The sequence below is a fragment of the Paenibacillus sp. FSL H7-689 genome, from assembly GCF_000517905.1.
Taxonomy (GTDB): Bacteria; Bacillota; Bacilli; order Paenibacillales; family Paenibacillaceae; genus Paenibacillus; species Paenibacillus amylolyticus.
The window spans coordinates 187413-212959 of the sequence record NZ_ASPU01000014.1 but is presented as its reverse complement, the minus strand read 5'-3'; the positions used below and the strand labels follow the sequence as shown (position 1 = coordinate 212959).

Annotated in this window: 24 protein-coding genes; all 24 read left to right on the top strand. The window is 45.7% G+C overall.

The window, feature by feature from the left end; translation table 11 throughout:
- Nucleotides 1-28: 28 nt before the first annotated feature.
- The 24 genes from C170_RS10770 (at nucleotide 29) to rpsO (ending at nucleotide 25523) form a co-directional block, all read left to right on the top strand.
- A complete protein-coding gene (locus C170_RS10770) occupies nucleotides 29-1438 on the top strand; it encodes a DUF342 domain-containing protein (protein WP_036609334.1) in 1410 nt (469 codons plus the stop codon).
- A 52-nt stretch (nucleotides 1439-1490) separates the two neighbouring features.
- Nucleotides 1491-1805, top strand: a complete 315-nt coding sequence (locus tag C170_RS10765; protein ID WP_036609332.1) for a hypothetical protein — start codon at nucleotides 1491-1493, stop codon at nucleotides 1803-1805.
- A gap of 65 nt (nucleotides 1806-1870) precedes the next feature.
- Nucleotides 1871-2455: a hypothetical protein gene (locus tag C170_RS10760; RefSeq protein ID WP_036609330.1), complete on the top strand. Its 585-nt coding sequence runs from the start codon at nucleotides 1871-1873 to the stop codon at nucleotides 2453-2455.
- Between the two features lie 3 nt (nucleotides 2456-2458).
- On the top strand, nucleotides 2459-3085 hold the full coding sequence (locus C170_RS10755; RefSeq protein ID WP_036609328.1) for an endolytic transglycosylase MltG: 627 nt from the start codon (nucleotides 2459-2461) through the stop codon (nucleotides 3083-3085).
- Between the two features lie 296 nt (nucleotides 3086-3381).
- Nucleotides 3382-4080 carry a 30S ribosomal protein S2 gene (gene rpsB, locus C170_RS10750; protein WP_017689155.1) on the top strand — a complete coding sequence of 233 codons (699 nt, stop codon included), beginning with the start codon at nucleotides 3382-3384 and terminating at the stop codon, nucleotides 4078-4080.
- A 115-nt stretch (nucleotides 4081-4195) separates the two neighbouring features.
- Nucleotides 4196-4846: a translation elongation factor Ts gene (tsf, locus tag C170_RS10745; protein ID WP_036609326.1), complete on the top strand. Its 651-nt coding sequence runs from the start codon at nucleotides 4196-4198 to the stop codon at nucleotides 4844-4846.
- A 232-nt stretch (nucleotides 4847-5078) separates the two neighbouring features.
- A complete protein-coding gene (gene pyrH, locus C170_RS10740) occupies nucleotides 5079-5807 on the top strand; it encodes a UMP kinase (protein ID WP_017689153.1) in 729 nt (242 codons plus the stop codon).
- Entirely contained in the window at nucleotides 5807-6361 is a 555-nt protein-coding gene (gene frr / locus C170_RS10735; RefSeq protein WP_036609324.1) for a ribosome recycling factor, read from the top strand. Before pyrH ends, frr begins: the two co-directional genes overlap by 1 nt.
- A gap of 89 nt (nucleotides 6362-6450) precedes the next feature.
- Nucleotides 6451-7218 (top strand): isoprenyl transferase, encoded by a 768-nt coding sequence (locus C170_RS10730; protein ID WP_017689151.1) that lies wholly within the window; start codon nucleotides 6451-6453, stop codon nucleotides 7216-7218.
- Nucleotides 7219-7234: 16 nt separating this feature from the next.
- Nucleotides 7235-8029 (top strand): phosphatidate cytidylyltransferase, encoded by a 795-nt coding sequence (locus tag C170_RS10725; protein WP_036609322.1) that lies wholly within the window; start codon nucleotides 7235-7237, stop codon nucleotides 8027-8029.
- Nucleotides 8030-8099: 70 nt separating this feature from the next.
- Nucleotides 8100-9239 carry a 1-deoxy-D-xylulose-5-phosphate reductoisomerase gene (locus C170_RS10720; protein WP_036609320.1) on the top strand — a complete coding sequence of 380 codons (1140 nt, stop codon included), beginning with the start codon at nucleotides 8100-8102 and terminating at the stop codon, nucleotides 9237-9239.
- A gap of 113 nt (nucleotides 9240-9352) precedes the next feature.
- The gene (rseP, locus tag C170_RS10715) at nucleotides 9353-10624 is read left to right on the top strand and encodes an RIP metalloprotease RseP (RefSeq protein WP_036609317.1); all 1272 of its coding nucleotides are present in this window, start codon (nucleotides 9353-9355) and stop codon (nucleotides 10622-10624) included.
- Nucleotides 10625-10686: 62 nt separating this feature from the next.
- Nucleotides 10687-12141, top strand: a complete 1455-nt coding sequence (gene proS / locus C170_RS10710) for a proline--tRNA ligase (RefSeq protein ID WP_036609315.1) — start codon at nucleotides 10687-10689, stop codon at nucleotides 12139-12141.
- Nucleotides 12142-12293: 152 nt separating this feature from the next.
- Nucleotides 12294-16613: a PolC-type DNA polymerase III gene (locus tag C170_RS10705; RefSeq protein WP_036609313.1), complete on the top strand. Its 4320-nt coding sequence runs from the start codon at nucleotides 12294-12296 to the stop codon at nucleotides 16611-16613.
- 256 nt (nucleotides 16614-16869) lie between these two features.
- A complete protein-coding gene (rimP, locus tag C170_RS10700; protein WP_036609311.1) occupies nucleotides 16870-17331 on the top strand; it encodes a ribosome maturation factor RimP in 462 nt (153 codons plus the stop codon).
- A 123-nt stretch (nucleotides 17332-17454) separates the two neighbouring features.
- The gene (gene nusA, locus C170_RS10695) at nucleotides 17455-18552 is read left to right on the top strand and encodes a transcription termination factor NusA (protein WP_036609309.1); all 1098 of its coding nucleotides are present in this window, start codon (nucleotides 17455-17457) and stop codon (nucleotides 18550-18552) included.
- A 25-nt stretch (nucleotides 18553-18577) separates the two neighbouring features.
- Entirely contained in the window at nucleotides 18578-18883 is a 306-nt protein-coding gene (gene rnpM, locus C170_RS10690) for an RNase P modulator RnpM (RefSeq protein ID WP_036609307.1), read from the top strand.
- Nucleotides 18876-19205: a L7Ae/L30e/S12e/Gadd45 family ribosomal protein gene (locus C170_RS10685; RefSeq protein ID WP_017689142.1), complete on the top strand. Its 330-nt coding sequence runs from the start codon at nucleotides 18876-18878 to the stop codon at nucleotides 19203-19205. Before rnpM ends, C170_RS10685 begins: the two co-directional genes overlap by 8 nt.
- Nucleotides 19198-21786, top strand: coding sequence for a translation initiation factor IF-2 (gene infB / locus C170_RS10680; protein ID WP_036609305.1), 2589 nt, complete (start codon nucleotides 19198-19200; stop codon nucleotides 21784-21786). Before C170_RS10685 ends, infB begins: the two co-directional genes overlap by 8 nt.
- 25 nt (nucleotides 21787-21811) lie before the next feature.
- Nucleotides 21812-22171, top strand: a complete 360-nt coding sequence (gene rbfA / locus C170_RS10675) for a 30S ribosome-binding factor RbfA (protein WP_017689140.1) — start codon at nucleotides 21812-21814, stop codon at nucleotides 22169-22171.
- A 19-nt stretch (nucleotides 22172-22190) separates the two neighbouring features.
- A complete protein-coding gene (locus C170_RS10670) occupies nucleotides 22191-23168 on the top strand; it encodes a DHH family phosphoesterase (protein ID WP_036609303.1) in 978 nt (325 codons plus the stop codon).
- The gene (gene truB, locus C170_RS10665; RefSeq protein ID WP_036609301.1) at nucleotides 23162-24085 is read left to right on the top strand and encodes a tRNA pseudouridine(55) synthase TruB; all 924 of its coding nucleotides are present in this window, start codon (nucleotides 23162-23164) and stop codon (nucleotides 24083-24085) included. The genes C170_RS10670 and truB overlap by 7 nt, the downstream gene beginning before the upstream one ends.
- A 70-nt stretch (nucleotides 24086-24155) precedes the next feature.
- The gene (locus tag C170_RS10660; RefSeq protein WP_036609299.1) at nucleotides 24156-25094 is read left to right on the top strand and encodes a bifunctional riboflavin kinase/FAD synthetase; all 939 of its coding nucleotides are present in this window, start codon (nucleotides 24156-24158) and stop codon (nucleotides 25092-25094) included.
- A 159-nt stretch (nucleotides 25095-25253) separates the two neighbouring features.
- Nucleotides 25254-25523, top strand: coding sequence for a 30S ribosomal protein S15 (gene rpsO, locus C170_RS10655; protein WP_036609297.1), 270 nt, complete (start codon nucleotides 25254-25256; stop codon nucleotides 25521-25523).
- Nucleotides 25524-25547: the final 24 nt, after the last annotated feature.

The window sequence follows — 25547 nt, the reverse complement described above, 5'->3', positions numbered from 1 at the left end:
GGAAAGTCTAAAAGGGGGAAGAATTGCGGTGATACAGCGGACTGCTTTGGAACAATGTTTAAACATTGTTTTATCGGACGACAAATGCACAGCCTACCTTGAATTTTCCAAAGAGGAAGAAGGCTTTGCCTGCACGATCGATGAACTTGAACAATTTGTGGCAAACAAGGGCATCAAACAAGGTGTATCGCGAGAGGCATTATTACTTTTTGTGAACAACCCTGAAACCTATTTGAAAGATAAATACAAGATCGCAGAAGGTGTCGCTCCCATTCAAGGAACAGATGGCTTCATTAAGGTTCTGGTTGGAATGGACGATTCGAATGAACGACGACCACTGGAATCGGAAGATGGAACTGTCGATTACAAAGAAGTGACCCGGTTAAACAATGTCCGTAGTGGTCAGATCATTGCAGAGCGGATCGCTCCTAGCGATGGCATACCAGGCAGGGCAGTAACGGGTGAGGAAATTCCTTATCGTCCGGGAAAAGAAGCTCGGTTTAAAGTTGGGAAAAACGTTGTGATTAACCCGGATGGTTCTGCGATGTATGCTGCACTAGATGGGCTGGTTACCAAAACGGACGGTAACAAACTGAATGTGTTTCCGGTTTATGAAGTCAATGGTGACGTTGACTACAATAACGGTAATATCGACTTTGTAGGCACAGTTGTCATACGAGGCAATGTACTTACCGGATTTAAAGTAAAAGCAGCAGGTGACATTCGTGTCGTCGGAGGTGTCGAAGGAGCTGAACTGGAAGCAGGCGGCTCAATCGAAATTACCGGTGGTATTATTGGTTATAACAAAGGACTGGTACAAGCAGGCCATAATGTTAAATGTACTTTCATTCAAGAAGGCAACGTAGATGCCGGTGAAGATGTTCTGGTTTCCCAAAGTATTATGCATTCTAATATTCGTGCTGGCCACGGTGTCATCTGTGCGGGAACCAAGGGTCTTATTGTTGGTGGCTCGATCCAGGCTGGCCAGAACGTCTCAGCGCGTGTTGTGGGCAACAGCATGTCCACGGTCACTTCCATTGAAGTTGGTGTGCTACCAAAGCTGCGTAACGAACTCAATGATTTGCGCAAGGAAGTCAGAGAGCAGATGGATTCCTTGGACAAAACGAAGAAAGCTTTGACATTGCTGGATCAATTAGCTGCCGCTGGACAACTAACTCCAGATAAGATGTCGATGCGAATCAAGCTGAATGCTACGCAGAAATCTGCTCTTCGTATAAGTGAAGAAACGAAAATGCGTATCTTTGAAATTGAAAAGGCACTTGAAGATACAAGTAATGCTCGTGTTGATATTCTGAAGATGATTTATGGAGGCTCTAAAATAGTTATCGGCAGATACACGAAATTTATTAAAGATCCAGTGAGTCGAATTTCATTTTATTATCACGATGGTGATATTACGATGGTTCCATACGTTTAAGTACAGCATTCAGGCACAGGAAGAAATCCATTCGAAACCGTGAGGTGAGCGTATGAGTTTCAAAGCAGTGGAGTTGCAGATTGCGGTACCACGAACAAGTGAAGCGGGACGTTATCAAAGTGAAGCCCAGCAGCGACCGATTACGGATCAGAATCTTTTGGCAGAGCAAACGTCGAAAGAAGCAAATGAAGCAAGGCAACGAAGTGAAGCAATGGACGAAACTTCACAGACTTCGGTGCGTGATGGTCATAACCATGATGGGGATCAGCAGAGTGGTTCCGATGGACAGGAGACTGCTCAGGCTCAAGAAACTGTCAAACCTGCAGAGCACCCGTACAAGGGAAAACACATAGATCTGTCTTTATAATAAATGGTTGTTATGGACATGCAGTCTTGCGCACCGATGGTTGAATCAGAAGGAGAGAACCCAATTTGTCACCATGGATCATTATTGTCATATTAGGGGCCTGCGCCATCGCCTACGCTTGTATTATGCCTCGGAAAAACAAGGCGCAAGAGCCTGGGCATCAACTGGTGCAGGAGATGGAATCTACGCTTGAGCACTACATGACCGAGATCGAAAATGATAATGATGCTCTTATTCAACGTGTGGCTGAAATGAAGGGAGAAGCGACAGCAGCCGATCAACGTATGCAATTGCAACTTCAGGAATTACAGCAGCGGTTGGATCAGCTGGAACAGAGCAAAAAGAACGAAGCTGTCGCATCACCTGTTCCACACTCCGGTAATGTATCTGTACAATCTTCCGAAGGTTTGCAAGCACAAGCGCTCGTGAAAAGTGTACAAGCAGAGGCGGCCCAGCAGGCGTTAGAAGCAGACCAACAGACCAGTGAAGTCGAATCTTTGCCTGGGCGTGAATCGATTAAAGATCGATATGCAGAACTCTTTAATCTACATGCTGAAGGTAAGTCGATGGATGCCATATCCAAGCAGACAGGCATTCAGCGAGGTGAGGTACAGTTAATACTACAACTGGCAGAACGGGAGGAAAGCTAAGTCATGGACAAGCGATCCTTATGGATTGGTCTGGGGAGCGGCATGATTATTGGTGCGGTTTTGCTTCAACTGGCCACAGTTGGACAAAATGCATTGTCGGATAGTAATCTGGACCCCGAGCAGACTGCCAATATGACCAAAGAACAGCTTGAAACGGCCGCGAAAACCTTGGATATGAAGTTGGTCGGTTCTGAAGAGGAACTATACACAGAAGCAGAGTGGGTGGCAAAGAAAAAGCAGGAGAGCAGTGAGTTGCAGGGGAGTACAGCAACACCGCCAGAGACAGCAACCTCTACGGAAACACCTACCGAGCCTGAGAAGCCACAAGAGCCTGCTACAAGTGAAGTTGAAGGGCAGAAAGAGATAACTGAGCCGAAAACAACAGAACCTGTAACGCCGAGCAATCCGAAAGGCGCAACAGTATCATTCAAAGTACGTTCAGGCAATAGTCTGGCGATCGTTGCAGCAAACCTAAAAACCGCGGGAATCGTAGATGATGCTCAAGCATTCATAAAGGCTGGCAAGGCTGAGCGAATCAATACCAAAATCCAAGTGGGTACCTATGCGCTTGAAAAAGGCGAAAGTTTCAAATCCATTATCGCAAAAATTACGAAAGAACCGTCAAACTGAGCATGCTCGGACTGGACGGTTTTTGCGTATTAAACGGTACATTTTCAAAGCTTGATAATAATTAGCGCCTGAGTTACATATCAAGTTTAAAATGATTCGATACTAGCAAAAAACGAAAAGTAGATTTTAGCTTCAAAGACTGTTGCATCGGACAGTCAGTTATGCTATATTAGATAACGGTGTTAAAACACACGCATGTGCTAATTTTGTTGAGGGTGCTTTCCTTATGGAGAGTCTTGGCGAAAAATGATGCCGGCGGAGGACACAATAAAAACCATATTAGGAGGTGTGTGAAGATGGCAGTAATCTCCATGAAGCAGCTTCTCGAAGCTGGGGTACACTTCGGTCACCAAACTCGTCGTTGGAACCCAAAAATGGATCGTTATATCTTCACTGAAAGAAACGGAATTTACATCATCGATTTGCAAAAAACGGTGAAAAAAGTCGAAGAGGCTTACAATTTCGTTAAAGGAATCGCAGGAGAGAATGGCAAAATTCTTTTCGTGGGTACTAAGAAACAAGCTCAAGATTCTGTTAAAGAAGAAGCTGAACGTGCTGGTCAATTCTACATTAACCAACGCTGGCTCGGCGGTACCCTGACTAACTTCCAAACTATTCAAAAACGTATTGATCGTTTGAAACAGTTGGAAGCTTGGGAAGAAGACGGTACATTCGCTGTATTGCCTAAAAAAGAAGTTATCTTGCTTCGCAAAGAAAAAGATCGTCTGGAGAAATTCTTGGGCGGTATTAAAAATATGAAAGGCCTGCCAAGCGCCCTGTTCATCATCGATCCACGCAAAGAGCGTATCGCTGTTGCGGAAGCTCGCAAATTGGGTATCCCAATTGTTGGTATCGTTGATACTAACTGCGATCCGGATGAGATCGATTATGTTATCCCAGGTAATGACGACGCGATCCGCGCTGTTAAATTGCTGACAGGTAAAATGGCTGATGCTGTAATCGAAGCTAACCAAGGCGAAGAAACTTCCGCTTAATAGATTCGAACATATGTTATAAACTAAATGAAAAGGGTGGTTGGCAGGTGGATAACCTCTCACTGCCCTTTTTTTAGAGTGTACGTACAATACTTAATGTTGGAGGGAATTTATAATGGCAGTTAATGCGAGTGCAGTAAAAGAACTTCGCGAAAGAACGGGCGCTGGTATGCTCGATTGCAAAAAAGCACTGGAAGAAGCAAACGGTGATGTAACAAAAGCAGCTGAATTGTTGCGTGAGAAAGGTCTTTCTGCAGCAGCAAGCAAAGCAGGCCGTGCAGCAACTGAAGGCGTTGTTGAATCTTACATCCACGCTGGTGGACGTATTGGTGTCTTGGTTGAAGTTAACTGTGAAACAGACTTCGTTGGTAAAACGGATCAATTTAAGGATTTCGTTAAAGATGTAGCTATGCAAATCGCTGCAGCTAATCCTAAATTCGTTACACGTGAAGAAGTTCCTGCAGATGAGCTGGAAAAAGAAAAAGAAATCCTGAAAGCTCAAGCTCTTAACGAAGGCAAACCAGAAAAAATCATTGAAAAAATGGTTGAAGGCCGTATCGGTAAATACTACGAAGAGTACTGCCTGCTGGAACAAACTTTCGTTAAAGATCCAGACAAAACGATCTCTCAATTGCTGAACGAAAAAATCAGCCAAATTGGTGAAAACATCTCCATCCGTCGTTTCGTTCGTTACGAACTGGGTGAAGGTCTTGAGAAAAAAGTAGACAACTTCGTAGAAGAAGTTATGTCCCAAGTAAACAAATAAGACGGTTTCTATAAACCGGCGAGCAGAATTGATTTTCGAAGATATAAGAATGATGAAACTTCGAAGCGTAAACTCCCTTATATCTCAGGAAAACAGTGCCTTACGGGTTAAACGTTTTTCCTAAAAGAGCGGAACACAACTGTGTTCCTTTCTTTTTAAGCAGGAGGCCATGCGCGAGAAGTTTTGTTGGTTGAACACCAAGCGTGTTCGATTCAAAGTGGAGGGTGAATAATTGGAACAGCCAGTATTTAAACGTGTTGTCTTGAAGGTCAGCGGAGAGTCTCTTTCCGGTCAAAACGGCTACGGTATTGATGCAGATACGATCTCGTCGATTGCCCAACAGGTAAAAGAGGTTGTTGCACTTGGTGTACAGGTTGCTATTGTATGTGGCGGCGGAAACATCTGGCGTGGAATTGCCGGTAGTGAAAACGGCATCGATCGTGCAACTGCCGATTATATGGGTATGCTGGCGACAGTAATGAACTCGCTGGCACTGCAGGATGCTTTGGAACAGATTGAAGTGCCTACGCGTGTACAGACATCTATTGCAATGCAACAGATTGCAGAGCCTTATATTCGTCGTAGAGCTATTCGCCATCTGGAGAAAGGCCGGGTCGTTATTTTTGCAGCAGGTACAGGTAACCCGTTCTTTTCCACGGATACAACAGCAGCACTGCGCGCAGCGGAGATTGAAGCAGAAGTTATCTTGATGGCCAAAAATAAAGTTGATGGTGTATACTCAGCAGATCCGTTTAAGGACAGTACAGCTGTGAAATTTGATCAGTTGACTTACATGGATATTCTTAACAAAGACCTTGGTGTAATGGATTCAACGGCATCCTCGCTTTGTAAGGACAACAACATCCCGTTGATCGTATTTGCCATTACGGAACAAGGTAACATCAAACGTGTTGTTCTGGGCGAACGTATCGGAACAATCGTTAAAGGGAGTGTAGATTAATGCCACAAGCGGTTAAACAACATGCCGAAGAGCGTATGGAAAAAGCAATTCAAGCATTGCGTCGTGACCTGGCTAGTTTGCGTGCAGGCCGCGCAACTCCAGCTCTTCTGGACCGAATTCAGGTAGAGTATTATGGAGCAATGACGCCATTGAATCAACTCGCTAATATCAGTACTCCGGATTCTCGTACCCTGATGATTCAGCCTTGGGACAAATCCTCTATGGGTGACATCGAGCGTGCCATCATGAAATCGGATCTGGGTCTTACTCCAGCCAATGATGGTAGCATGATTCGTTTGTCTATTCCGGCATTGACGGAAGAACGTAGAGCGGAACTTGTTAAGCTGACGAAGAAGTTCGGTGAAGAAGGTAAAGTAGCGATTCGTAACATTCGCCGTGATGCGAATGATGACATCAAGAAACTGGAAAAGTCAGATATTTCTGAGGATGAATCCCGGAGACATCAAGATGATATCCAAAAATCGACCGACAAGTTTATTGCTGAAGTCGATAAGGTACTCGCTGCCAAAGAAAAAGAAATCATGGAAGTGTAAGACAAGCGCAGCCCCTCCAATACGGTGGGGTTTTGTCTCTTTTTCCAAGCTTCAGATAAAGAAACTTCAGGGATTTTGGAGGAACAGGAATGATCAAACGGGTTCGGTCGTGGTGGAATGGGGCTGACAAGCAGGAAACGCTGACTATATCCGAGGACAATATCCCGCAGCACGTCGCCATCATCATGGACGGCAATGGACGATGGGCCAAACGTTTGGGGCTGCCGCGTATAGCCGGGCACCAAAATGGCATGAAGGCGGTCAAACGTGCGACCATCGCGGCGGATGAACTGGGCATCAAATATCTGACGATGTACGCTTTTTCGACAGAAAACTGGACGCGTCCAAAAGAAGAAGTGGATTTTCTGATGCGACTTCCGCAAGAATTTCTAGCTATAGAGCTGGATGAACTTATAGAAAAAAATGTGCGCATTCGCATGATGGGTCAAGAGGAACATTTACCTTCTCATACCATTAATGCCTTGCGGGAAGCCATTCGTCTTACGGAACATAATACAGGTCTCGTTTTGAATTTTGCAATGAACTATGGAAGTCGTCGTGAAATGACGGACTGTGTTAAACAGATCGCTCTGCAGGTGAAATCGGGGGAACTATCGGCAGAGGATATAACACCCGAACTCATTGATAGACATATGCTGACGGTTGACATGCCTGATCCGGATCTGCTGATCCGGACGAGCGGAGAGTTGAGATTAAGCAACTTTATGCTTTGGCAGCTTGCATATAGTGAATTATGGTTTACGGATATATACTGGCCCGAATTTGGCAAAAAGCATTTGCTTGAAGCAGTAGCCGAATATCAGCGCAGAACAAGGCGTTACGGCGGTTTGAAATAGATGGAGGATGAAGCCGTTGAAACAGCGACTAACGACAGGAATCATAGCAGGTGTGTTGTTTTTAGGTTTTTGCATGCTGGGCGGACCCTGGTACCATGGTTTGGTATTGCTTATGGCTCTCATCGGTTATTATGAATTTGTTAAAATGACCGGGGTGATGCCTTTTTCAGGTGTGGCCCTGATTGGATATGCTGGTGTGTTTGCCATTGTGTTTCCTTGGGAAATGTTTTGGGAGGCAAGACCGCTATCCTTATTTCAGGTCATCTGGATAGTAATGCTTGTACTGATGACAGCTTCGGTTGTCACCAAAAATAAAGTTCCCGTGAATACAGTGGCCATGCTTTTCCTCGGCGTGTTGTATATAGGGATCGGTTTCTATTACATTGCAGAATCCAGACATCTGTATCATGGGTTGTTCTGGACGTTCCTGTTGCTGGGCTCCATATGGGCCAGTGATGCAGGAGCTTATTTTGTAGGGAAACTCATTGGTAAAAACAAACTGTGGCCTTCTATCAGTCCAAACAAAACTATAGAGGGTGCACTGGGTGGCATCGTAATTGCAATTGTTACTTCTGTTATTTTTGCATTAGTATCAGATGGTTTGCTTTCCTGGCAGAGAGCGATTGTGATCGGAATTGCCTGTGCAGTTGTAGGTCAGATGGGTGACTTGATCCAGTCTGCATACAAACGTGTATATAATATCAAGGATTCAGGCAGTCTTCTCCCAGGGCATGGAGGCATTCTTGATCGGTGCGACAGCTGGATTGTTGTTTTTCCATTCGTACATATACTAATGCTACTGCCCTACTAAAGAAGAACATGAGTCTGAGATAACAGCATTGTTCGCCGTAGGCATTGGATAATTAAAGATGAGGTGCAGCATGAAAAAAATTGCGATTCTTGGGTCAACCGGTTCCATTGGAACCCAGACACTGGATGTAGTTGACATGCATCCAGAACTCTTTCAAGTGGAAGGACTGGCTGCCGGAGGCAATACAGACCTGCTGATCGAACAAACCAAACGTTACCGGCCGAAGAAGGTATCAGTGGGGTCCAAAGAACTGGCGGAGAAGATAGCTCCACATTTGCCAGCAGGAACGCAACTATTTTATGGCAACGAAGGACTCGTAGAAGTTGCGGCAGGAACCGATGCGCATACGGTTGTTACAGCGGTGGTGGGCAGTGTTGGATTGGAGTCAACGCTTGCTGCCATAGATGCAGGCAAACAGATCGGACTGGCCAATAAGGAGACATTGGTTACAGCGGGGCATATCGTTACGACAAGAGCGGCTGCCAAAGGAGTCTCTTTACTGCCCGTTGATAGTGAGCACTCTGCTATATTCCAATGTTTAAATGGTGAAAACAGAGAACGCCTGACAGGCATCACGCTCACCGCTTCAGGTGGATCATTCCGTGATCTTACCCGTGAACAGTTGAAGAACGTGACTATAGAGGATGCGCTTAAACATCCAAATTGGTCAATGGGCTCCAAAATCACGATAGACTCGGCAACGATGGTAAACAAGGGTCTCGAGGTCATTGAAGCACATTGGTTATTTGGTCTTCGATATGATCAGATTAATGTATTGCTTCACCCAGAGAGTGTTATTCATTCCTATGTGGAATTTGATGACACAAGCATCATCGCACAACTGGGGAATCCAGATATGCGTGTGCCCATTCAATATGCACTGACTTACCCTGACCGCTTGCCATCACCGGCACAGCGTCTGTCTCTTGCTCAAGCTGGGAAATTACATTTCCGTGATATGGATATGGAACGGTTCCCGTGTTTAAGAATGGCGTATGAGTGTGGTAAAATGGGAGGAACCGCAACAACGGCGTTTAATGCAGCCAACGAGGTTGCTGTAGCCCGTTTCTTGCGTAAAGAGATTTCATTCCTTAAAATAGAAGATATTATTGCTTCTGTGCTGGAAGCACACCACAATGTGGACGAGCCTGATCTGCAGGAGATCGCACGTTGTGATCAGGAGAGCCGTAAGCTTGCGGCGAGTCTGTAATCTCTTTTTTCATTACAAATTGGAAGAAGTGATTCTCTTGTGCGGCATCAGAGAATAATGATAATCTAGAGGGACAGACTGCGGTATGTGCCGTGAAGGAGGATGGATAGGGATTGGAAACCATACAAGTGGTATTTCTAACGGTGCTCATGTTCTTTGTCATCGTGACGGTTCATGAATGGGGGCATTATTATTTTGCCAAACGCGCCGGTATTCTTGTACGGGAGTTTGCGATCGGTTTTGGTCCCAAATTGTTCTCATATAAAAGAAACGAGACCCAGTTTACATTGCGTTTGTTGCCTTTTGGTGGATATGCACGGATGGCAGGGGAAGATCCGGAACTGGTAGAGATCCAGGAAGGACAGACCATTGCGGTAAGATCAGCGGATGACCAAGTGAAGATGATCTATCTGGATCAGCTGGATAACCGTAAAAATGTAATACGTGGTGAAGTCATCTCCATTGATATGGAGAGAGCGCTGAAGCTTCAACTCGATGTAGATGGAGAGATTCAGGAGTATCGTATTCATCCTCAAGCAATGTTGGTAAGTCGTGGTAAACAAACGCAGATTGCACCGAAAGATCGTCAATTCGGCAGCAAAACTGTTGGACAGCGTGCATTGGCTATTTTTGCGGGCCCACTCATGAACTTTATCTTGGCCTTTGTGCTGTTTGCTGTATATGCCCAGATGGCAGGAGTTCCAGTGGAAAATCCAAAAAATCTTGTAATTGGTGAAGTGCTTGAAGGTGGGGCAGCCGATGAGGCGAACCTGCAAAAGGGCGATATTATCGAAACCATCAATGGTACTGCAATTGGTACGGATTCACAAAAAATGGTGTCGATGATTGCCGATTCCAAAGACAAGCCGATGGAATGGACGCTGCGCCGGGGTTCGGATACGTTTAATATAACGATTACTCCACGTGCTGTAGAAGGACAAGAGGGCGGTAAAGTGGGAATTGTACCTACGTTACCAACCCGATCTGTTGGATTTGTAGAGACATTTAAAGTCTCAGGCGTGGCCATGGTTGATACAACCAAAATAATATTTGAAGGTTTTAAACATCTGATCAATCAGTTCAACATGGATGATATCGGTGGTCCAGTTCGCACATTTGAAGTGACAGGACAAATTGCTAAACAAGGGATTGAGCAGTTAACGAGATGGGCAGCAATTTTGAGTCTATACCTTGGGATTTTCAACTTGCTACCAATACCTGCATTGGACGGCAGCCGTCTGGTATTTTTGGGAATTGAAGCGCTGCGCGGCAGACCTGTTGATCCCAATCGCGAAGGCATGGTGCATTTCGTCGGATTTGCGATGTTGTTTGTGTTGATGCTGGCAGTAACTTACAATGATATATTACGTTTAATTAACGGATAATTACGGTTGGACTACGCTCTGTACATTCAGAGATAGTCGTTATGGGAGGACGCTGGAGTCTTATGTCAAAGGAAAATGATAAACAGTTCGTGACTGAAATCACACCACAGGGTGAGGATTTCTCACGCTGGTACATTGATGTTATCAAAAAAGCTGATCTCATGGACTATGCACCCGTACGCGGTTGTATTGTGTTCAAACCAGACGGATTTGAAATCTGGGAACATATTAAGGATGAGTTGGATCGTCGTTTCCGGGAAACGGGTCATCGCAACGCATACTTCCCGATGTTCATTCCTGAGAGCTTCTTTCAAAAGGAAAAAGAGCACGTGGAAGGTTTTAACCCTGAATTACCATGGGTTACGGAAGCTGGCGGAGAGAAGCTGGAAGAACGTCTGGCAATTCGTCCTACATCCGAAACGATTATTGGTCACATGTATTCCAAGTGGATTCAGTCTTATCGTGATCTTCCGGTACTGATCAACCAGTGGGCTAACGTAGTTCGTTGGGAAAAAAGAACGTTGCCTTTCCTTCGCACAAGTGAGTTCCTGTGGCAGGAAGGTCATACAGCGCATGAGACGGAAGAAGAAGCACGTGAAGAAACGATGAAAATGCTGGAGGTTTATCGTGAAGTGGTTGAGGAATACTTGGCTATTCCTGTAATTGTGGGTCAGAAAACCAAGTCCGAGAAGTTTGCGGGTGCGGTGGATACGTACTCGATTGAAGCCATGATGAAGGATGGACGTGCTGTACAAGCAGGTACATCTCACTATATGGGGACGAACTTTGCAAAAGCATTTGAAATCCAGTATCTTAGCCGGAATAATGTGCTCGAGCTGGCTTACACCACTTCATGGGGAGTAAGCACACGTTTGATCGGTGCATTAATTATGGTTCACGGAGATGACCGTGGTCTCGTACTTCCTCCTAAAGTCGCACCAACGCAAGTGGTCATGATTCCAATTGGACCTCCGAAAACACGTGATGCTGTTGTTGGGCGTGCAGATGAGTTGTTCACTGAGTTGAAAAAAGCTGGAGTCCGTGTGAAAATGGATGATCGCAGCGATGTTCGCCCGGGTTGGAAATTCAATGAATACGAGATGCGCGGTGTTCCGATTCGTCTGGAGATTGGTCCACGTGATATGGAAAATGGCGTTTGTGTACTCGTATCACGGATCACAGGTGAGAAGAAAGTGGTAGAACAAGCAAACCTGGTAGAAGAGATCCAGGCTATGCTGACACAGATCCAGGTAGATATGTTAGAGCGTGCTCGCACATTTATGTCGGATAACTTCTACTCCGTGGATACACTCGATGAGATGAAAGAACTGATGGAAAATAAACGCGGGTTTACACTGGCCGGATGGTGCGGTTCGGAAACTTGCGAAGATAAAGTAAGAGAAGTCACAGGTGCAACAAGCCGGAACATTCCGTTCCAGCCTGCGGAAGAAAAGCATACGTGCTTGGCTTGTGGTGAACAGGCAGAACACACGGTTGTGTTTGCAAGAGCATACTAAGTCAGGATCACTTGACGAAAAGCACTTATTCACCGTTTAAGTAATGAATGGAGAGCTTCTGTCGGATAAAATGAGTCGGTGCGAGTTCGGATCGGTGACATTTTTGAATGCAGGGGCTTTTCATGCTTTAAGGGGGTACAAGGAGGAACACGATGAGCGGATTCGAGGAGAAAAGAAAACGGTTTGAGTTGTTGATGAAACAGGCAGAGCTTCCGGCTGGTCTGTTAGAGCCCTATTTTTTGGATGGATGGATTGAACAAGTAGAGACCAATCGAAGTAATCGGGATTGGAATATTCTGATTGCAAAGGATACGTTGGTACCCGCTCCAATCTATCGCACATTTTGCCTGCATATCCAAGAGAAAATGAATCATATCGCCAAAATTTCATTTGGCTTCAAATACACGGACCAAGTACAAAATGGTGATATCGTCAGTGAATATTGGAATCTCTTTCTGGAGTGGGTTACCCGTGAGATTCCATCTGTAAATGGTTGGATGAACCGGACAACCTTTGAATGTGAAGAGGATCTCCTACAACTGACAATGAGTGATGCAACGTCGATGGAATTGGCTCGTAAGAAACAGATTGATCAGGCTATTACGAAATTCTATGAAAAATACTTTCATCTACCTCTTCGCATCAAGATGCAAGTGGGTGAAGTGGGAAGTAATAAAGAGGCCATGGAACAGTTCCAGGCCCAAAAACGTGTAGAAGAACTTGAGGTCATCGAGAAGATGATGAGTGAAGTGGACACAGAAATCCCGGTGGATGAGGAGCAGGGTGATCTGCGTTTGCAAATGGGTTATGACATCAAGGAACCTGCAGTACCTATGCAGGAAATCCAGGATGAAGAGAAAAAGGTCACGCTTCAAGGTTCGGTGTTTGGACTGGATCGTAAAGAACTGCGAAACGGAAATACGTTGTTTACCTTCTACCTGACCGACTTCACGGACTCCATGCAAATGAAGATGTTTGCCAAAACAAAAGAGGATGTTAAAATTCTCAGTTTGTTGGCTAACGGTAAATGGGTAAAAGTGCGTGGTCGTGTAGAATATGACCGGTTTATGCAAATTCCTGAACTGGCCATGATTCCATCGGACCTGATTGAAGTTAAAGCACCGCCGTCTCGCAAAGATAATGCACCAGAGAAACGGGTGGAGTTCCATTTGCACTCTACGATGAGTACGATGGATGCTGTAACTTCAATCGACAAATACGTGAAAATGGCAGCAGAGTGGGGACATAAGGCGATTGCAGTCACTGATCATGGTGGGGTGCAGGTATATCCCGAGGCTTCCAAGGCTGCTAAGAAAAACGGGATTAAAATGATCTACGGCCTCGAGGCCAATGTCGTGAATGACTCTGTTGCCGTTGTAATGGCTCCTCAGCCATTGGATCTCCAAACAGCAACATACATCGTATTTGATATCGAGACCACAGGTTTGTCGGTAACACAGAACAAAATCATTGAGATTGCAGCCGTGAAGATGCAAGATGGTAAAGAAATCGACCGGTTTGCAACGTTTGTGAATCCGCATGAACGCATTCCCTACAACATTCAGCAGTTGACCAATATTAATGATGACATGGTAAAAGACGCACCTGAGCTGGAGCCTGTCATTCGTGAGTTTGTGCAGTTTGCTGGTGATGGTGTGCTTGTTGCGCATAATGCACGTTTTGATATGGGCTTTATCCAGGCTTCGCTGAAGCAAATTGGAATGCCAGAGCTTCCTAACCCTGTCCTTGACACGTTGGAACTGGCGCGATTGTTATTTCCAAAAAATAAGAACCACCGTCTGAATACGATGGCAGATAAATATAAGGTTGGACTTGAAAGTCATCACCGTGCCATTGATGATACGATTGCACTCGCGGGTATACTGATCGGATTATTAAATGATGCTGCTCAGATGAAAGGGTTAACGAGGCTTGATCGCTTGAACGATTATGTAGGTGTCGACTTGTCGAATACAAGACCTTTCCATTGTGGAATCTATGCATTGAATGATGTCGGTAAGAAAAATCTATACAAGCTGGTATCTCTCTCTCATACGGAACATTTCAAGCGGGTACCGTGCATTCCCAAATCAAAACTGATTAATTTGCGTGAAGGCCTTGTTATTATATCGGGCTGTGAAAAAGGGGAGTTTTTCGAAGCGGTGCTTAACAAATCGCTCGAAGAAGCGGAAGAGATCGCTGAGTTCTATGACATACTGGAGATCCAACCACTTACCATGTATATGCATTTGGTGGATAAAGGGTTGGTGGCTACACCCGAAGAAATCAAAACAGCGATCCGTAAAGTCATCGATATAGGTGCAAAATTTAATAAACCAGTCATAGCCACAGGTAACGTGCACTATTTGGAACCGCGTGACAAGTTATATCGGGATATTACCATTCACGGAATTACAGGTTTTAGTCCACTCAAAGATCAACGTAAACCGGATGCACATTTCAGAACGACAGAGGAAATGCTGGAAGAGTTCCAGTTCCTGGGCCAAGATAAAGCTTACGAAGTCGTTGTTACAAATACGGTAGAGTTATCTGACCGCTTTGAGGAAATTAAGTTATTCCCGGACAAACTGTTTACTCCAATTCTGGAAGGTGCGGACGAAGAAATCCGTAACACCTGCTATGACACTGCCAAGTCTATCTATGGCGAGGAATTACCAGAAGTAATCGTTGCACGACTAGAGAAAGAGCTCATTCCAATTATTAAATACGGTTTTTCTGCCAACTATCTGATCTCGGAACGCTTGGTTAAAAAATCGAATCAGGATGGTTACCTCGTAGGTTCGCGGGGATCGGTTGGCTCCTCTGTTGTTGCTACATTCCTGGGTATATCCGAGGTTAATCCACTACCTGCTCATTATATTTGTGTGAATTCAGAATGCAAACACAGCGAGTGGTTCCTGGACGGCAGTGTTCGGAGTGGATTTGACCTTCCAGAGAAAGAGTGTCCGGATTGTGGTGGCACACTTAAAGGAGAAGGCCAGGATATTCCGTTTGAGACCTTCCTTGGATTTAAAGGAGATAAAGTTCCCGATATTGACTTGAACTTCTCTGGTGATTATCAGCCTCATGCTCATAACTATACGAAAGTACTATTTAGTGAGAAGAGTGTTTTCCGTGCGGGGACCATCGGTACGGTGGCTGAGAAAACAGCATTTGGTTTTGCCAAGAAGTACGAGGAACATCATCAGAAGAAATGGCGTGGAGCTGAATTGAATCGTTTGGCCTCTGGCTGTACTGGGGTGAAACGGAGTACTGGCCAGCATCCCGGTGGTATTGTTGTAGTACCTGATTATATCGAGGTCGAAGATGTTACACCTGTTCAGTTTCCGGCTGACGACGTTAATGCGGAGTGGAAAACGACACACTTTGATTATCATGCTTTTGAAGAAAACTTGCTGAAACTTGATATTCTGGGGCACGATGATCCAACTATGATGCGGATGTTGCAGGATTTGACAGGGGTCGATCCAACGACCATTCCGATGAATGATCCGAAAGTTATGAGCATGTTTAACTCAACCGAAGCTTTGGGTGTTACACCGGAACAGATTAGGTCGCCAGTCGCAACGTTTGGCGTGCCGGAGATGGGAACGAAGTTTGTACGTCAGATGCTTGTTGAATCCCAGCCGACGTCTTTTGCCGATTTGCTGCAGATTTCCGGATTGTCCCATGGTACAGGGGTATGGCTTGGAAACGCTCAGGATCTGATTAAGAACGGAACGTGTAACATTAAGACGGTGATTGGTTGTCGGGATGATATCATGTTATTTCTGATCTATAAAACGGGAATGGACGCAAGTCTGGCATTTAAGATTACCGAGAGTGTTCGTAAAGGACGGGGTCTGCCACAGGAATGGATTGACGAGATGAAGAATTGTAAAGTGCCTCAATGGTACATTGATTCGTGTCTCAAAATCCAGTACATGTTCCCGAAGGCTCACGCGGCCGCTTATGTTATTTCGGCAGTACGTACGGCGTTTTTCAAGCTGTATCATCCGATTGAATATTACGCAACTTACTTTACTGTTCGAGCTGATGAGATTGATATCGAACTGATGTGTCAGGGATATGACGCGATCTATCGCAAAATTACGGAAATTGAGCAATTAGGTTTCCAGGCACCTCCAAAAGAGAAAAACATGTTACCTGTCCTGGAAATGGGTCTGGAAATGGCAGCACGCGGATTCTCGCTGAAATCCATTGACTTATACCGTTCAGAAGCGACAAAGTTCATCGTTGACGGAAAAACACTAATCCCTCCATTTTCAGCTTTGGCAGGAATCGGGGATAATGCAGCTCGCAATATTGCTGCGGCAAGAGATCATGGTGAATTCCTGTCAGTGGAAGACTTCCAGCAGAAGTCGAAAGCAAGTAAGACCATTGTTGAACTCCTGTCGAATATGGGATGTTTCCGTGGCTTGCCAGAGAGCAATCAGCTTTCCCTTTTCTAGGATTGAATTTGGATCTAACCATAGCGATTGTTGGGGGAACGTAATTTTTCCTTCATTAGTAAGTAAACTGCCTGAAGCATCGCTTACTTGTCACTATTACCAGACTATGTTATAATTTTTGAAGTGAACGAGATAGTACGAATTTCTAAAGAGTGGGGAAACCCACTCTTTAGTCTTTGGTATACAAGAATCTTGGGTATTGAATAATCTGCCAGTGCTTTTTTGCTGGTGTAACCTAAGTTGGAGGTTATTGGTTTTGAGCACAACGAACATTAAATCTACCGTGGAAGAAATGATCCAACCCTACTTGAACGAACAAGGCTTCGAGCTGGTTGACATCGAATACGTCAAAGAAGGCAGCAACTGGTTTTTACGGGTGTATGTCGACAAAGAGGGTGGCATCGACATCGACGATTGTGTCTTGATCAGCGAAAAGCTGAGCGCCAAGCTGGATGAGAACGATCCGATTCCAACCATCTATTTCCTTGAAGTGTCTTCTCCCGGTGCGGAGCGTCCACTGAAAAAACCTGAGGACGTTACCAAAGCTGTAGGCAAAAATGTTTTTGTTACAACCTACGAGCCGGTGAACGGATTGAAGGAATTTGAAGGCAAGCTGCTTTCCTTTGATGACGATGAACTCGTGATCGAAGCAGGCAAAAAACAGCATGCCATTTCTTATGATAAGGTTGCCAGTGCGCGCCTAGCTATTTTGTTTTAAGTGCCTTGTTCACTTTATTAATGAAAAAGACACATCTCACGATAACGGCAAGGTGCTCATGAGTTCAGAGCCTTTCGCCGTTTTACGTATGAGATGCCATGTTTGAAAGGGGGATCAACATTCATGAGTACGGATTTTATTGAAGCAATGAATGAATTGGAACGGGAAAAAGGGATCAGCAAGGATGTGCTGTTTGAAGCGATCGAAGCTGCACTAATTTCCAGCTACAAGCGGAATTTCAACACGGCCCAGAATGTGCGTGTTGACATGAACCGTAATACGGGAGTTATTCGGGTGTATGCCCGTAAATTGATCGTGGAAGAAGTCCTGGATTCACGTACCGAAATTTCATTGCCTGCTGCACGAGAAATCAACCCACACTTCCAGTTGGAAGATATTGCGGAGATTGAAGTTACGCCGCGTGATTTCGGACGTATCGCGGCACAAACTGCCAAACAGGTAGTGACCCAGCGGATTCGTGAAGCCGAACGCGGCCTGATCTACAACGCTTTCGTAGATAAGGAAGAAGATATCGTTACGGGAGTGGTGCAGCGTCAGGATTTGCGCAATATCTACATCGATCTGGGCAAAATCGAAGCGGCTTTACCGCTGACCGAATTGATGCCGAACGAGAAGTTTGTTCATGGTGACCGTATTAAGGCGTATATCACCAAGGTCGAGAATACGACAAAAGGGCCGCAAATCATTTTGTCCCGTACCCATCCGGGCCTCTTGAAACGTCTCTTTGAACTGGAAGTGCCTGAGATCTTTGACGGTGTAGTTGAAATTCGCTCCGTCGCTCGCGAAGCAGGGTTCCGCTCCAAGATTGCCGTTCATTCCCGCAACGAGGAAGTTGATCCAGTTGGATCTTGTGTAGGTCCTAGGGGAATGCGCGTGCAGACCATTGTGGGTGAGCTGCGCGGTGAAAAAATCGACATCGTTCGTTTCTCCGATCAGGTAGACGAATATGTTGCTAATGCACTGAGTCCTTCCAAAGTATTGGAAGTTCATGTATTTGAGGAAGAAAAGATGGCTCGGGTTATCGTTCCGGACTATCAACTGTCCCTCGCAATTGGTATCAAAGGCCAAAATGCCAGATTGGCAGCCAAATTAACCGGCTGGAAAATCGACATTAAGAGCGAGAGCCAGGCGGAACAGGAATTCGGCAGAGAAAAAGATTCTTCTTCTGAAATGCATCAGGATTCCGTCTCCGTCGACTAAAGTAAAGTACGGGGGGCGCTGACGTATGAAACCAAAAAAAGTGCCGCTGCGCAAATGTGTGGCATGCCAAGAAATGATGCCCAAAAAGCAGCTGATTCGCATTGTTAAAACGCCAGAGGATGAAGTGCTGATCGATTTGACTGGCAAAAAATCCGGACGTGGTGCCTATTTATGCGGCAAAGAGTCCTGTTTTAAGCTCGCACTCAAAAACCGGGCTTTGGATCGGGCGTTAAAAGGCAAAGTCTCACCTGAAATTTACGAGCAATTAGCAGCTGACTTCATCGCGGTTGAGGATGAATTCATAGCAGCACAGGAGCGTGAACATGACTAATATTAAAACGCTGTCTTATTTGGGACTCTCTATGCGTGCAGGTAAACTTGTAACAGGTGAAGAAATTGTACTTAAAGCGATCCGTTCTTCCGAAGCTAAAATGGTTATTGTTGCGGGTGACGCCTCAGCCAATACACAAAAGAAATTTCGCGATAAATGCGGAACTTATAAGGTTCCTCTGTTGATCGGATTTGACCGGGATAGTCTGGGTTCAAGTATCGGTAAAGACACGCGTGTTGTTCTTGCAGTAACGGATCGAGGGTTTGCAAAAATGATCTCCAAGCAAGTCGGTATAATGTCGGAGGTGGAGTATATTGAGTAAACAGGAAAACAAGGATAAATTGCGGGTTTATGAATATGCGAAGTCCCTTAATATGAGTAGTAAAGAAATTATAACCATTCTTAAAAAGCTGGAAATTCCCGTAAACAATCATATGAGTGTCATGGAGAATGGTTCAGTCGGTAAGGTGGAACAATTTTTTAAAGATATAAAATCCACTGCTGCTTCGAAACAAGGCAACGATGCAAAACCAGTTGCAACTTCGGCAGTACGTAGTGACAAACCAGTGGACAGCAACAAGCCGGCCGGCGGAGTGAACACGCCGATTAGCAGCAACCCATCCGGTAGTCCCGTACAAACAAAAATACAACAGGAAAAGCAGGTAGGTATGAACAATAGACCAAATTCCAACAATAACAATGGCACTCAAAGACCCAGCGGCCAAGACAGTCGCAACAGAACGAACTCTTCCCAAGGCTCAAGCCAAGGAGGACAATCAACTAACCGTCCAAGACCAGCTCAAGGTGGACAAAGCAGTACTGCATCCCGTCCGCAAGGAACGGGTGGTCAACGTCCGAATAACAGCGGTGGCGGTCAAGTAAGAACTTCAGGCCCTAACAGCGGTGGTAATACAGGTACTGCTGGCAACCGTAGCGGTGGCCAAGGTCAGAGCCAAGGACAAGGCCAACGTAGAAGCGGCCCAGGTGGTACTACTGGCAGCAACAACAATAGTGGTAACCGTTCGAACAGCGGTGGCGGTGGACGTCGTTATGATGACAACCGTGGCGGTAACTTCCGTGGTAACCGTGGTGGCAAGAACAACCGCAACAGAAATCAACAACAGTACCAACAACGTGAGAAAATTGATAACACACCTAAGAAAATCATCGTTCGTGGTGATATGACCGTTGGTGAAACAGCGAAGTTGCTCCATAAGGATGCTTCCGAAGTTATCAAAAAGCTCATCGCTATGGGCGTTATGGCAACAATCAACCAAGAGCTTGATATCGAAACGATCCTTCTGCTTTCAGGTGAATTCGGTGTTGAGGTTGAAGTGAAGATTGTGCTTGAAGATGACCGTTTCGAAACACTGGAAGAGAATGATGATGCTGCTGACTTGCAGGCTCGTCCACCAGTAGTTACGATCATGGGTCACGTTGACCATGGTAAAACTACTTTGCTGGATGCGATTCGTTCCACGAATGTATCCGATGGCGAAGCAGGCGGAATCACGCAACATATCGGTGCTTATCAAGTTGAAATTAACAACAAAAAAATCACGTTCCTGGATACTCCGGGTCACGAAGCGTTTACAGCGATGCGTGCACGTGGCGCACAAGTTACGGATATGACGATTATTGTCGTAGCTGCGGATGACGGTGTTATGCCACAGACCATTGAGGCGATTAACCATGCCAAAGCTGCTGGGCTACCAATCATCGTTGCTGTCAACAAAATTGACAAGCCGGGCGCTGATCCAGATAAAGTGAAACAAGAATTAACCAGCTATGAACTCGTTCCGGAAGAGTGGGGCGGAGATACCATCTTTGTTAACGTGTCAGCGAAACAAAGAATGGGTCTGGAAGGTCTGCTTGAAATGATTCTGCTCGTTGCAGAAGTGAACGAATACAAAGCGAACCCGGACAAACGTGCCCGTGGTACAGTGATTGAAGCCGAGCTGGATAAAGGACGTGGCCCAGTTGCACGTATCCTCGTACAGCACGGTACTTTGAAAGTCGGCGATGCTTTCGTTGCAGGTAACTGCTTCGGTCGTGTTCGTGCGATGGTCAATGACAAAGGTCGCAAATTGAAAGAAGCTGGACCTTCAACACCTGTAGAAATCACAGGTCTGACTGAAGTTCCAGGTGCGGGAGATCCATTCATGGTGTTTGAAGATGAGCGCAAAGCGCGTTCCATCGCTGACAAACGTTCGATCACGCAACGTGAATCCGATCTGGGTACGCATACTCGTGTGACGTTGGATGATCTGTTCCAGCACATCAAAGATGGCGAGATCAAAGATCTGAACGTAATCATCAAAGGTGATGTACAAGGTTCGGTTGAAGCATTGAAAGGTTCCCTTGCGAAGATCGAAGTTGAAGGTGTACGCGTGAAAATTATTCATAGCGGCGCTGGTGCAATCACAGAATCCGACATCATTTTAGCTGCAGCATCCAATGCTATCGTGATCGGTTTCAACGTTCGTCCTGATAACCAGGCGAAATCAACTGCAGATCAAGAGCAAGTAGACATTCGTCTGCATCGCGTGATCTACAGTGTTATCGAAGAAATTGAACAAGCGATGAAAGGTATGCTCGATCCGATCTACAAAGAGAAAGTTATCGGTCATGCTGAAGTTCGGAGCACGTTCTCCATCAGTAAAGTGGGTACCATCGCTGGTTGTATGGTTACCTCGGGTAAAATTACGCGTTCTGCGGAAGCACGCCTGATTCGTGATGGCATTGTCCTTTACGAAGGTAAGCTGGATTCCCTGAAACGTTATAAAGATGATGCCAAAGAAGTAGCACAAGGTTACGAGTGCGGTATCACACTTGATAAATATAATGATCTCAAAGAAGGCGACGTTATCGAAGCTTTCATTATGGAGACCGTACAACGATAAGCAAGGAAGCATGAGGTGAACAACAATGGCTAAGATTCGTACAGGTAGAGTGGGCGAGCAGATCAAGAAAGAAATAAGTCTGCTCATCCAGTCTGAACTGAAAGATCCACGTATCGGCTTTATTACGGTAACGGGAGTCGAAGTGACAGGAGACTTGTCGCAAGCCAAAGTTTATCTGAGTGTCTTCGGTGAACAGGAACAAAAAGATAACACGCTGAAAGCTCTGGCAAAAGCAAATGGATTTTTGCGTTCGGAGCTGGGCAAACGTATCCGGTTCCGGCATGTTCCCGAGTTGATATTTAAGATTGACGAATCCATCGCTTATGGCAGCCGAATTGAGAAGCTGCTTGGCGATATTGGTTCCGACAAGAACGAATCCCAGTAACAGAATAGAGGAGACGGCAATGCACACTTATGAACAGGCGCTCCAGGCCGGAAAGCAATTTCTGCTGGAGCATGATGATTACCTGGTCGTGTCGCATGTACAGCCGGACGGTGACGCAGTCAGCTCGACGGTAACGGTGGGCTGGCTGCTGTCATGTCTGGGTAAGACATTCACGATGATTAATGAAGGTGAAATCCCCGGGCGCATGCAATTTTTGTGGGAAGCAGGCAACATTGTGAACATGACCGAACAACCACCGCAGCGAAAATATAAAGCTGTTATCTGTGTGGATTGTGCAGACTTTGCCAGAGTAGGTTTGACACGTCATTATTTCGAAGATGATGCTGTTATCTTGAATATTGATCATCACCCTACAAATGACGGTTATGGTACAGTCAACATCATTAAGTCAGATGCTGCTGCTACGGCTGAAATCTTGTTCGATTTTCTTAACCTGTTCCAAGTAACATGGGATCAAGATGTTGCGACGGCAGTTTATACAGGATTGCTTACCGATACAGGTGGATTCCGCTATGCCAACACCAGCCCAAATGTAATGAAAACGGCCTCCAGACTGCTTGAACATGGCGTGAATGGACCCTATCTCGCCCAGACCTTGTTGGAGCAGGTGACTCTTCCGCAAGTTCGGATTTTGAATCAGGCACTATCAAGCCTGCAGATGACAGATGATGGAAAGATAGCCTGGGTTGTTATTACACCAGATGATATGGTGGCTTGTGGAGCAGCTAATGAAGATCTTGAAGGGGTAGTGAACTATCCGCGCAACATTCAGGGCGTGGAAGTTGGTATCTTTTTCAAAGTCATCAACGAGAATGCAGTCAAGGTTTCTTTGCGTTCAGCTGGTAAAATTGATGTTGCTGCACTAGCACAGACCTTTGGCGGAGGCGGGCATGTGCTCGCAGCCGGATGTCGTCTGGAAGGCAGACTTGATGATATTATCGCAAAAGTACTGAAGCAGGTGAATTCACAATGGTAAAGCCATTTGAAGGTGTACTTCCGGTATATAAACCGGCGGGATTTACTTCTCATGATGTTGTAGCCAAAATGCGTCGCATTCTCAAAATGAAGCGCATTGGGCATACGGGCACACTTGACCCACAAGTTACAGGCGTTCTGCCGCTCTGTCTTGGACGGGCGACACGTGTGGTGGAGTACATGCAGGAGCTTCCGAAGGAATATCTGGCTACGCTCAGATTGGGACTGTCTACTGACACAGAGGATATGACAGGGGAAGTCATCGAGCGGGCTGAAACGATTGTGGAAGTAACACAGGAACAGGTTCAACAGGTGCTTGAGCAGTTTCTGGGCACGATCTCACAGGTACCACCCATGTATTCTGCGGTAAAGGTAGACGGCAAACGTCTTTATGAGCTTGCTCGTGAAGGTAAGACGGTAGAGCGTAAGAGCCGTGAGGTCACAATCTATGAGCTCGAACTTACTGGGATTGAGACTCAGGGTGAGACCACCGATATATCCTTCCGGGCCTTATGTTCAAAAGGTACTTATATTCGGACATTGTGTGTAGACATTGGCCGGCAACTCGGATATCCATCGACCATGGTTCAACTGGAACGTACGATATCGGCAGGTATCTCTGCAGATCGTTGTCTTCGTATTGAAGAAGTGGAACAACTTATGGCTGACGGGACTTTGGCGGAGGCGCTGATTCCTGTTGACGAGGCTATTGCTTCAATTCCGGCCCACAAGGTTGGAGAAGAACTGACCAAAGGAGCACTGCAAGGTCAGAAACTGTCTGCGCGTCTTCTGGAACCGCCTGTGGAGCAACCTGGTTTGCTGCGGTTGTATGCTCAGGATGGTACGTTTCTGGGGATATTTGAGCGGGATGAACTAAAACCAACGGTGAGGGCAGTTAAAGTCTTTTTGCCGGAATAAAGAGGTTTCGGGCTTGGAGTTGTGGTGATGCTCTAGCTTGGCCTATCTAGTGAAATGCAGGTGAATGATTGTGAAAACCGTAATGCTAACCTATCCGCAGACGTTACATTCGACTGAGCTGAGCACACTGCCCCAAGTGCTTGCGATTGGTCAATTCGACGGACTGCATCTCGGACATGCAAGTGTCATTTTATCAGCTGTCCGCATTGCGCGGGAAACGGGCATGCAGGCAGCGGTCATGACCTTTCATCCACATCCGAAGGAAGTTATGCGCAAAGGGGATTACGAGGGTTATTTAACTCCCTTGAGAGATAAAGAAGAGATCTTGGCAGGAATGGGCGTTGATGTACTCTATGTGGTGGAGTTCAATGAGGATTTCTCACGGTTGACGCCGCAACAATTCGTACACGACTTGTTGATTCCTCTTCAGACACGAACAGCGGTGGTGGGTTTTGACTTCCGTTTTGGTCACAAGGGTGCAGGGGATGAACAACTTCTTCGTACTTTGGGAGAAGGAGAGATGATGGTGGAAACCGTTCCTCCTTTCTTGTTAAATGGTGAAAAAGTGAGCAGTTCTCTCATTCGTGGCCTGTTGAAGCGTGGGGAGATGGATGAGGCCAGTCAGTGGCTTGGCCGACCTTACAGCATCAGAGGAACTGTCATTCACGGGGAGAAGCGTGGACGAACGATTGGATTTCCTACAGCCAACCTTGAACTCACAGATCATTACGTTACCCCGTCGAAGGGTGTTTACGCTGTTCGTGTGCAGTATGGCGGACAGGAACTGCCTGGCGTAATGAATCTCGGTGTGAAACCTACGTTTCACGAAAGCGGGATGAAACCTACGTTTGAAGTGCACCTGCTTGATTTTGATGGACACTTATATGACCAGGAACTAAAGGTTGAGCTCGTTCACTATATTCGTGCAGAACGAAAGTTTGACTCCATTGAGGCATTAATTAGCCAGATTCGTGAAGATGCATTAACTGCCGGCCGCCTGTTATCTTAAAGGTTCAGTATTAAATGCATGTTTACATTTACTTTAACTAGGCAATTATGATATACTGTACTACGTTGTCGATTGAGGCAACATTAACCTTGGCTTGGTTGCTTGCTCTCACCGGCGGTGACGAGGCTAATGGCGATTATATTGAAGGAGGTGAACAGGATGGCATTGACTCAAGAACGTAAACAACAACTGATCGACGAGCACAAAACTCACGAGTCCGATACAGGATCTCCAGAGGTGCAAGTTGCTATCCTTACGGAAAACATCACAAGTTTGACAAACCACTTGCGTACGCATAAGAAAGACCACCACTCACGTCGTGGACTTTTGAAAATGGTAGGTCAACGTCGTAAGCTTTTGGCTTATGTGAAAAACAAAGATGTTAAACGTTACAGCGCACTGATCGAAAAACTCGGATTGCGTCGTTAATTATCGTACATGTTTTCAAAATCA

What these genes read in the sequence shown, in the direction of transcription:
- C170_RS10765 (WP_036609332.1), top strand. Translation starts at nt 1,491, where the DNA reads ATGAGTTTCAAAGCAGTGGAGTTGCAGATTGCGGTACCACGAACAAGT.
- C170_RS10755 (WP_036609328.1), top strand. Translation starts at nt 2,459, where the DNA reads ATGGACAAGCGATCCTTATGGATTGGTCTGGGGAGCGGCATGATTATT.
- rpsB (WP_017689155.1), top strand. Translation starts at nt 3,382, where the DNA reads ATGGCAGTAATCTCCATGAAGCAGCTTCTCGAAGCTGGGGTACACTTC.
- tsf (WP_036609326.1), top strand. Translation starts at nt 4,196, where the DNA reads ATGGCAGTTAATGCGAGTGCAGTAAAAGAACTTCGCGAAAGAACGGGC.
- frr (WP_036609324.1), top strand. Translation starts at nt 5,807, where the DNA reads ATGCCACAAGCGGTTAAACAACATGCCGAAGAGCGTATGGAAAAAGCA.
- C170_RS10730 (WP_017689151.1), top strand. Translation starts at nt 6,451, where the DNA reads ATGATCAAACGGGTTCGGTCGTGGTGGAATGGGGCTGACAAGCAGGAA.
- C170_RS10720 (WP_036609320.1), top strand. Translation starts at nt 8,100, where the DNA reads ATGAAAAAAATTGCGATTCTTGGGTCAACCGGTTCCATTGGAACCCAG.
- proS (WP_036609315.1), top strand. Translation starts at nt 10,687, where the DNA reads ATGTCAAAGGAAAATGATAAACAGTTCGTGACTGAAATCACACCACAG.
- C170_RS10705 (WP_036609313.1), top strand. Translation starts at nt 12,294, where the DNA reads ATGAGCGGATTCGAGGAGAAAAGAAAACGGTTTGAGTTGTTGATGAAA.
- nusA (WP_036609309.1), top strand. Translation starts at nt 17,455, where the DNA reads ATGAGTACGGATTTTATTGAAGCAATGAATGAATTGGAACGGGAAAAA.
- rnpM (WP_036609307.1), top strand. Translation starts at nt 18,578, where the DNA reads ATGAAACCAAAAAAAGTGCCGCTGCGCAAATGTGTGGCATGCCAAGAA.
- C170_RS10685 (WP_017689142.1), top strand. Translation starts at nt 18,876, where the DNA reads ATGACTAATATTAAAACGCTGTCTTATTTGGGACTCTCTATGCGTGCA.
- rbfA (WP_017689140.1), top strand. Translation starts at nt 21,812, where the DNA reads ATGGCTAAGATTCGTACAGGTAGAGTGGGCGAGCAGATCAAGAAAGAA.
- C170_RS10670 (WP_036609303.1), top strand. Translation starts at nt 22,191, where the DNA reads ATGCACACTTATGAACAGGCGCTCCAGGCCGGAAAGCAATTTCTGCTG.
- truB (WP_036609301.1), top strand. Translation starts at nt 23,162, where the DNA reads ATGGTAAAGCCATTTGAAGGTGTACTTCCGGTATATAAACCGGCGGGA.
- rpsO (WP_036609297.1), top strand. Translation starts at nt 25,254, where the DNA reads ATGGCATTGACTCAAGAACGTAAACAACAACTGATCGACGAGCACAAA.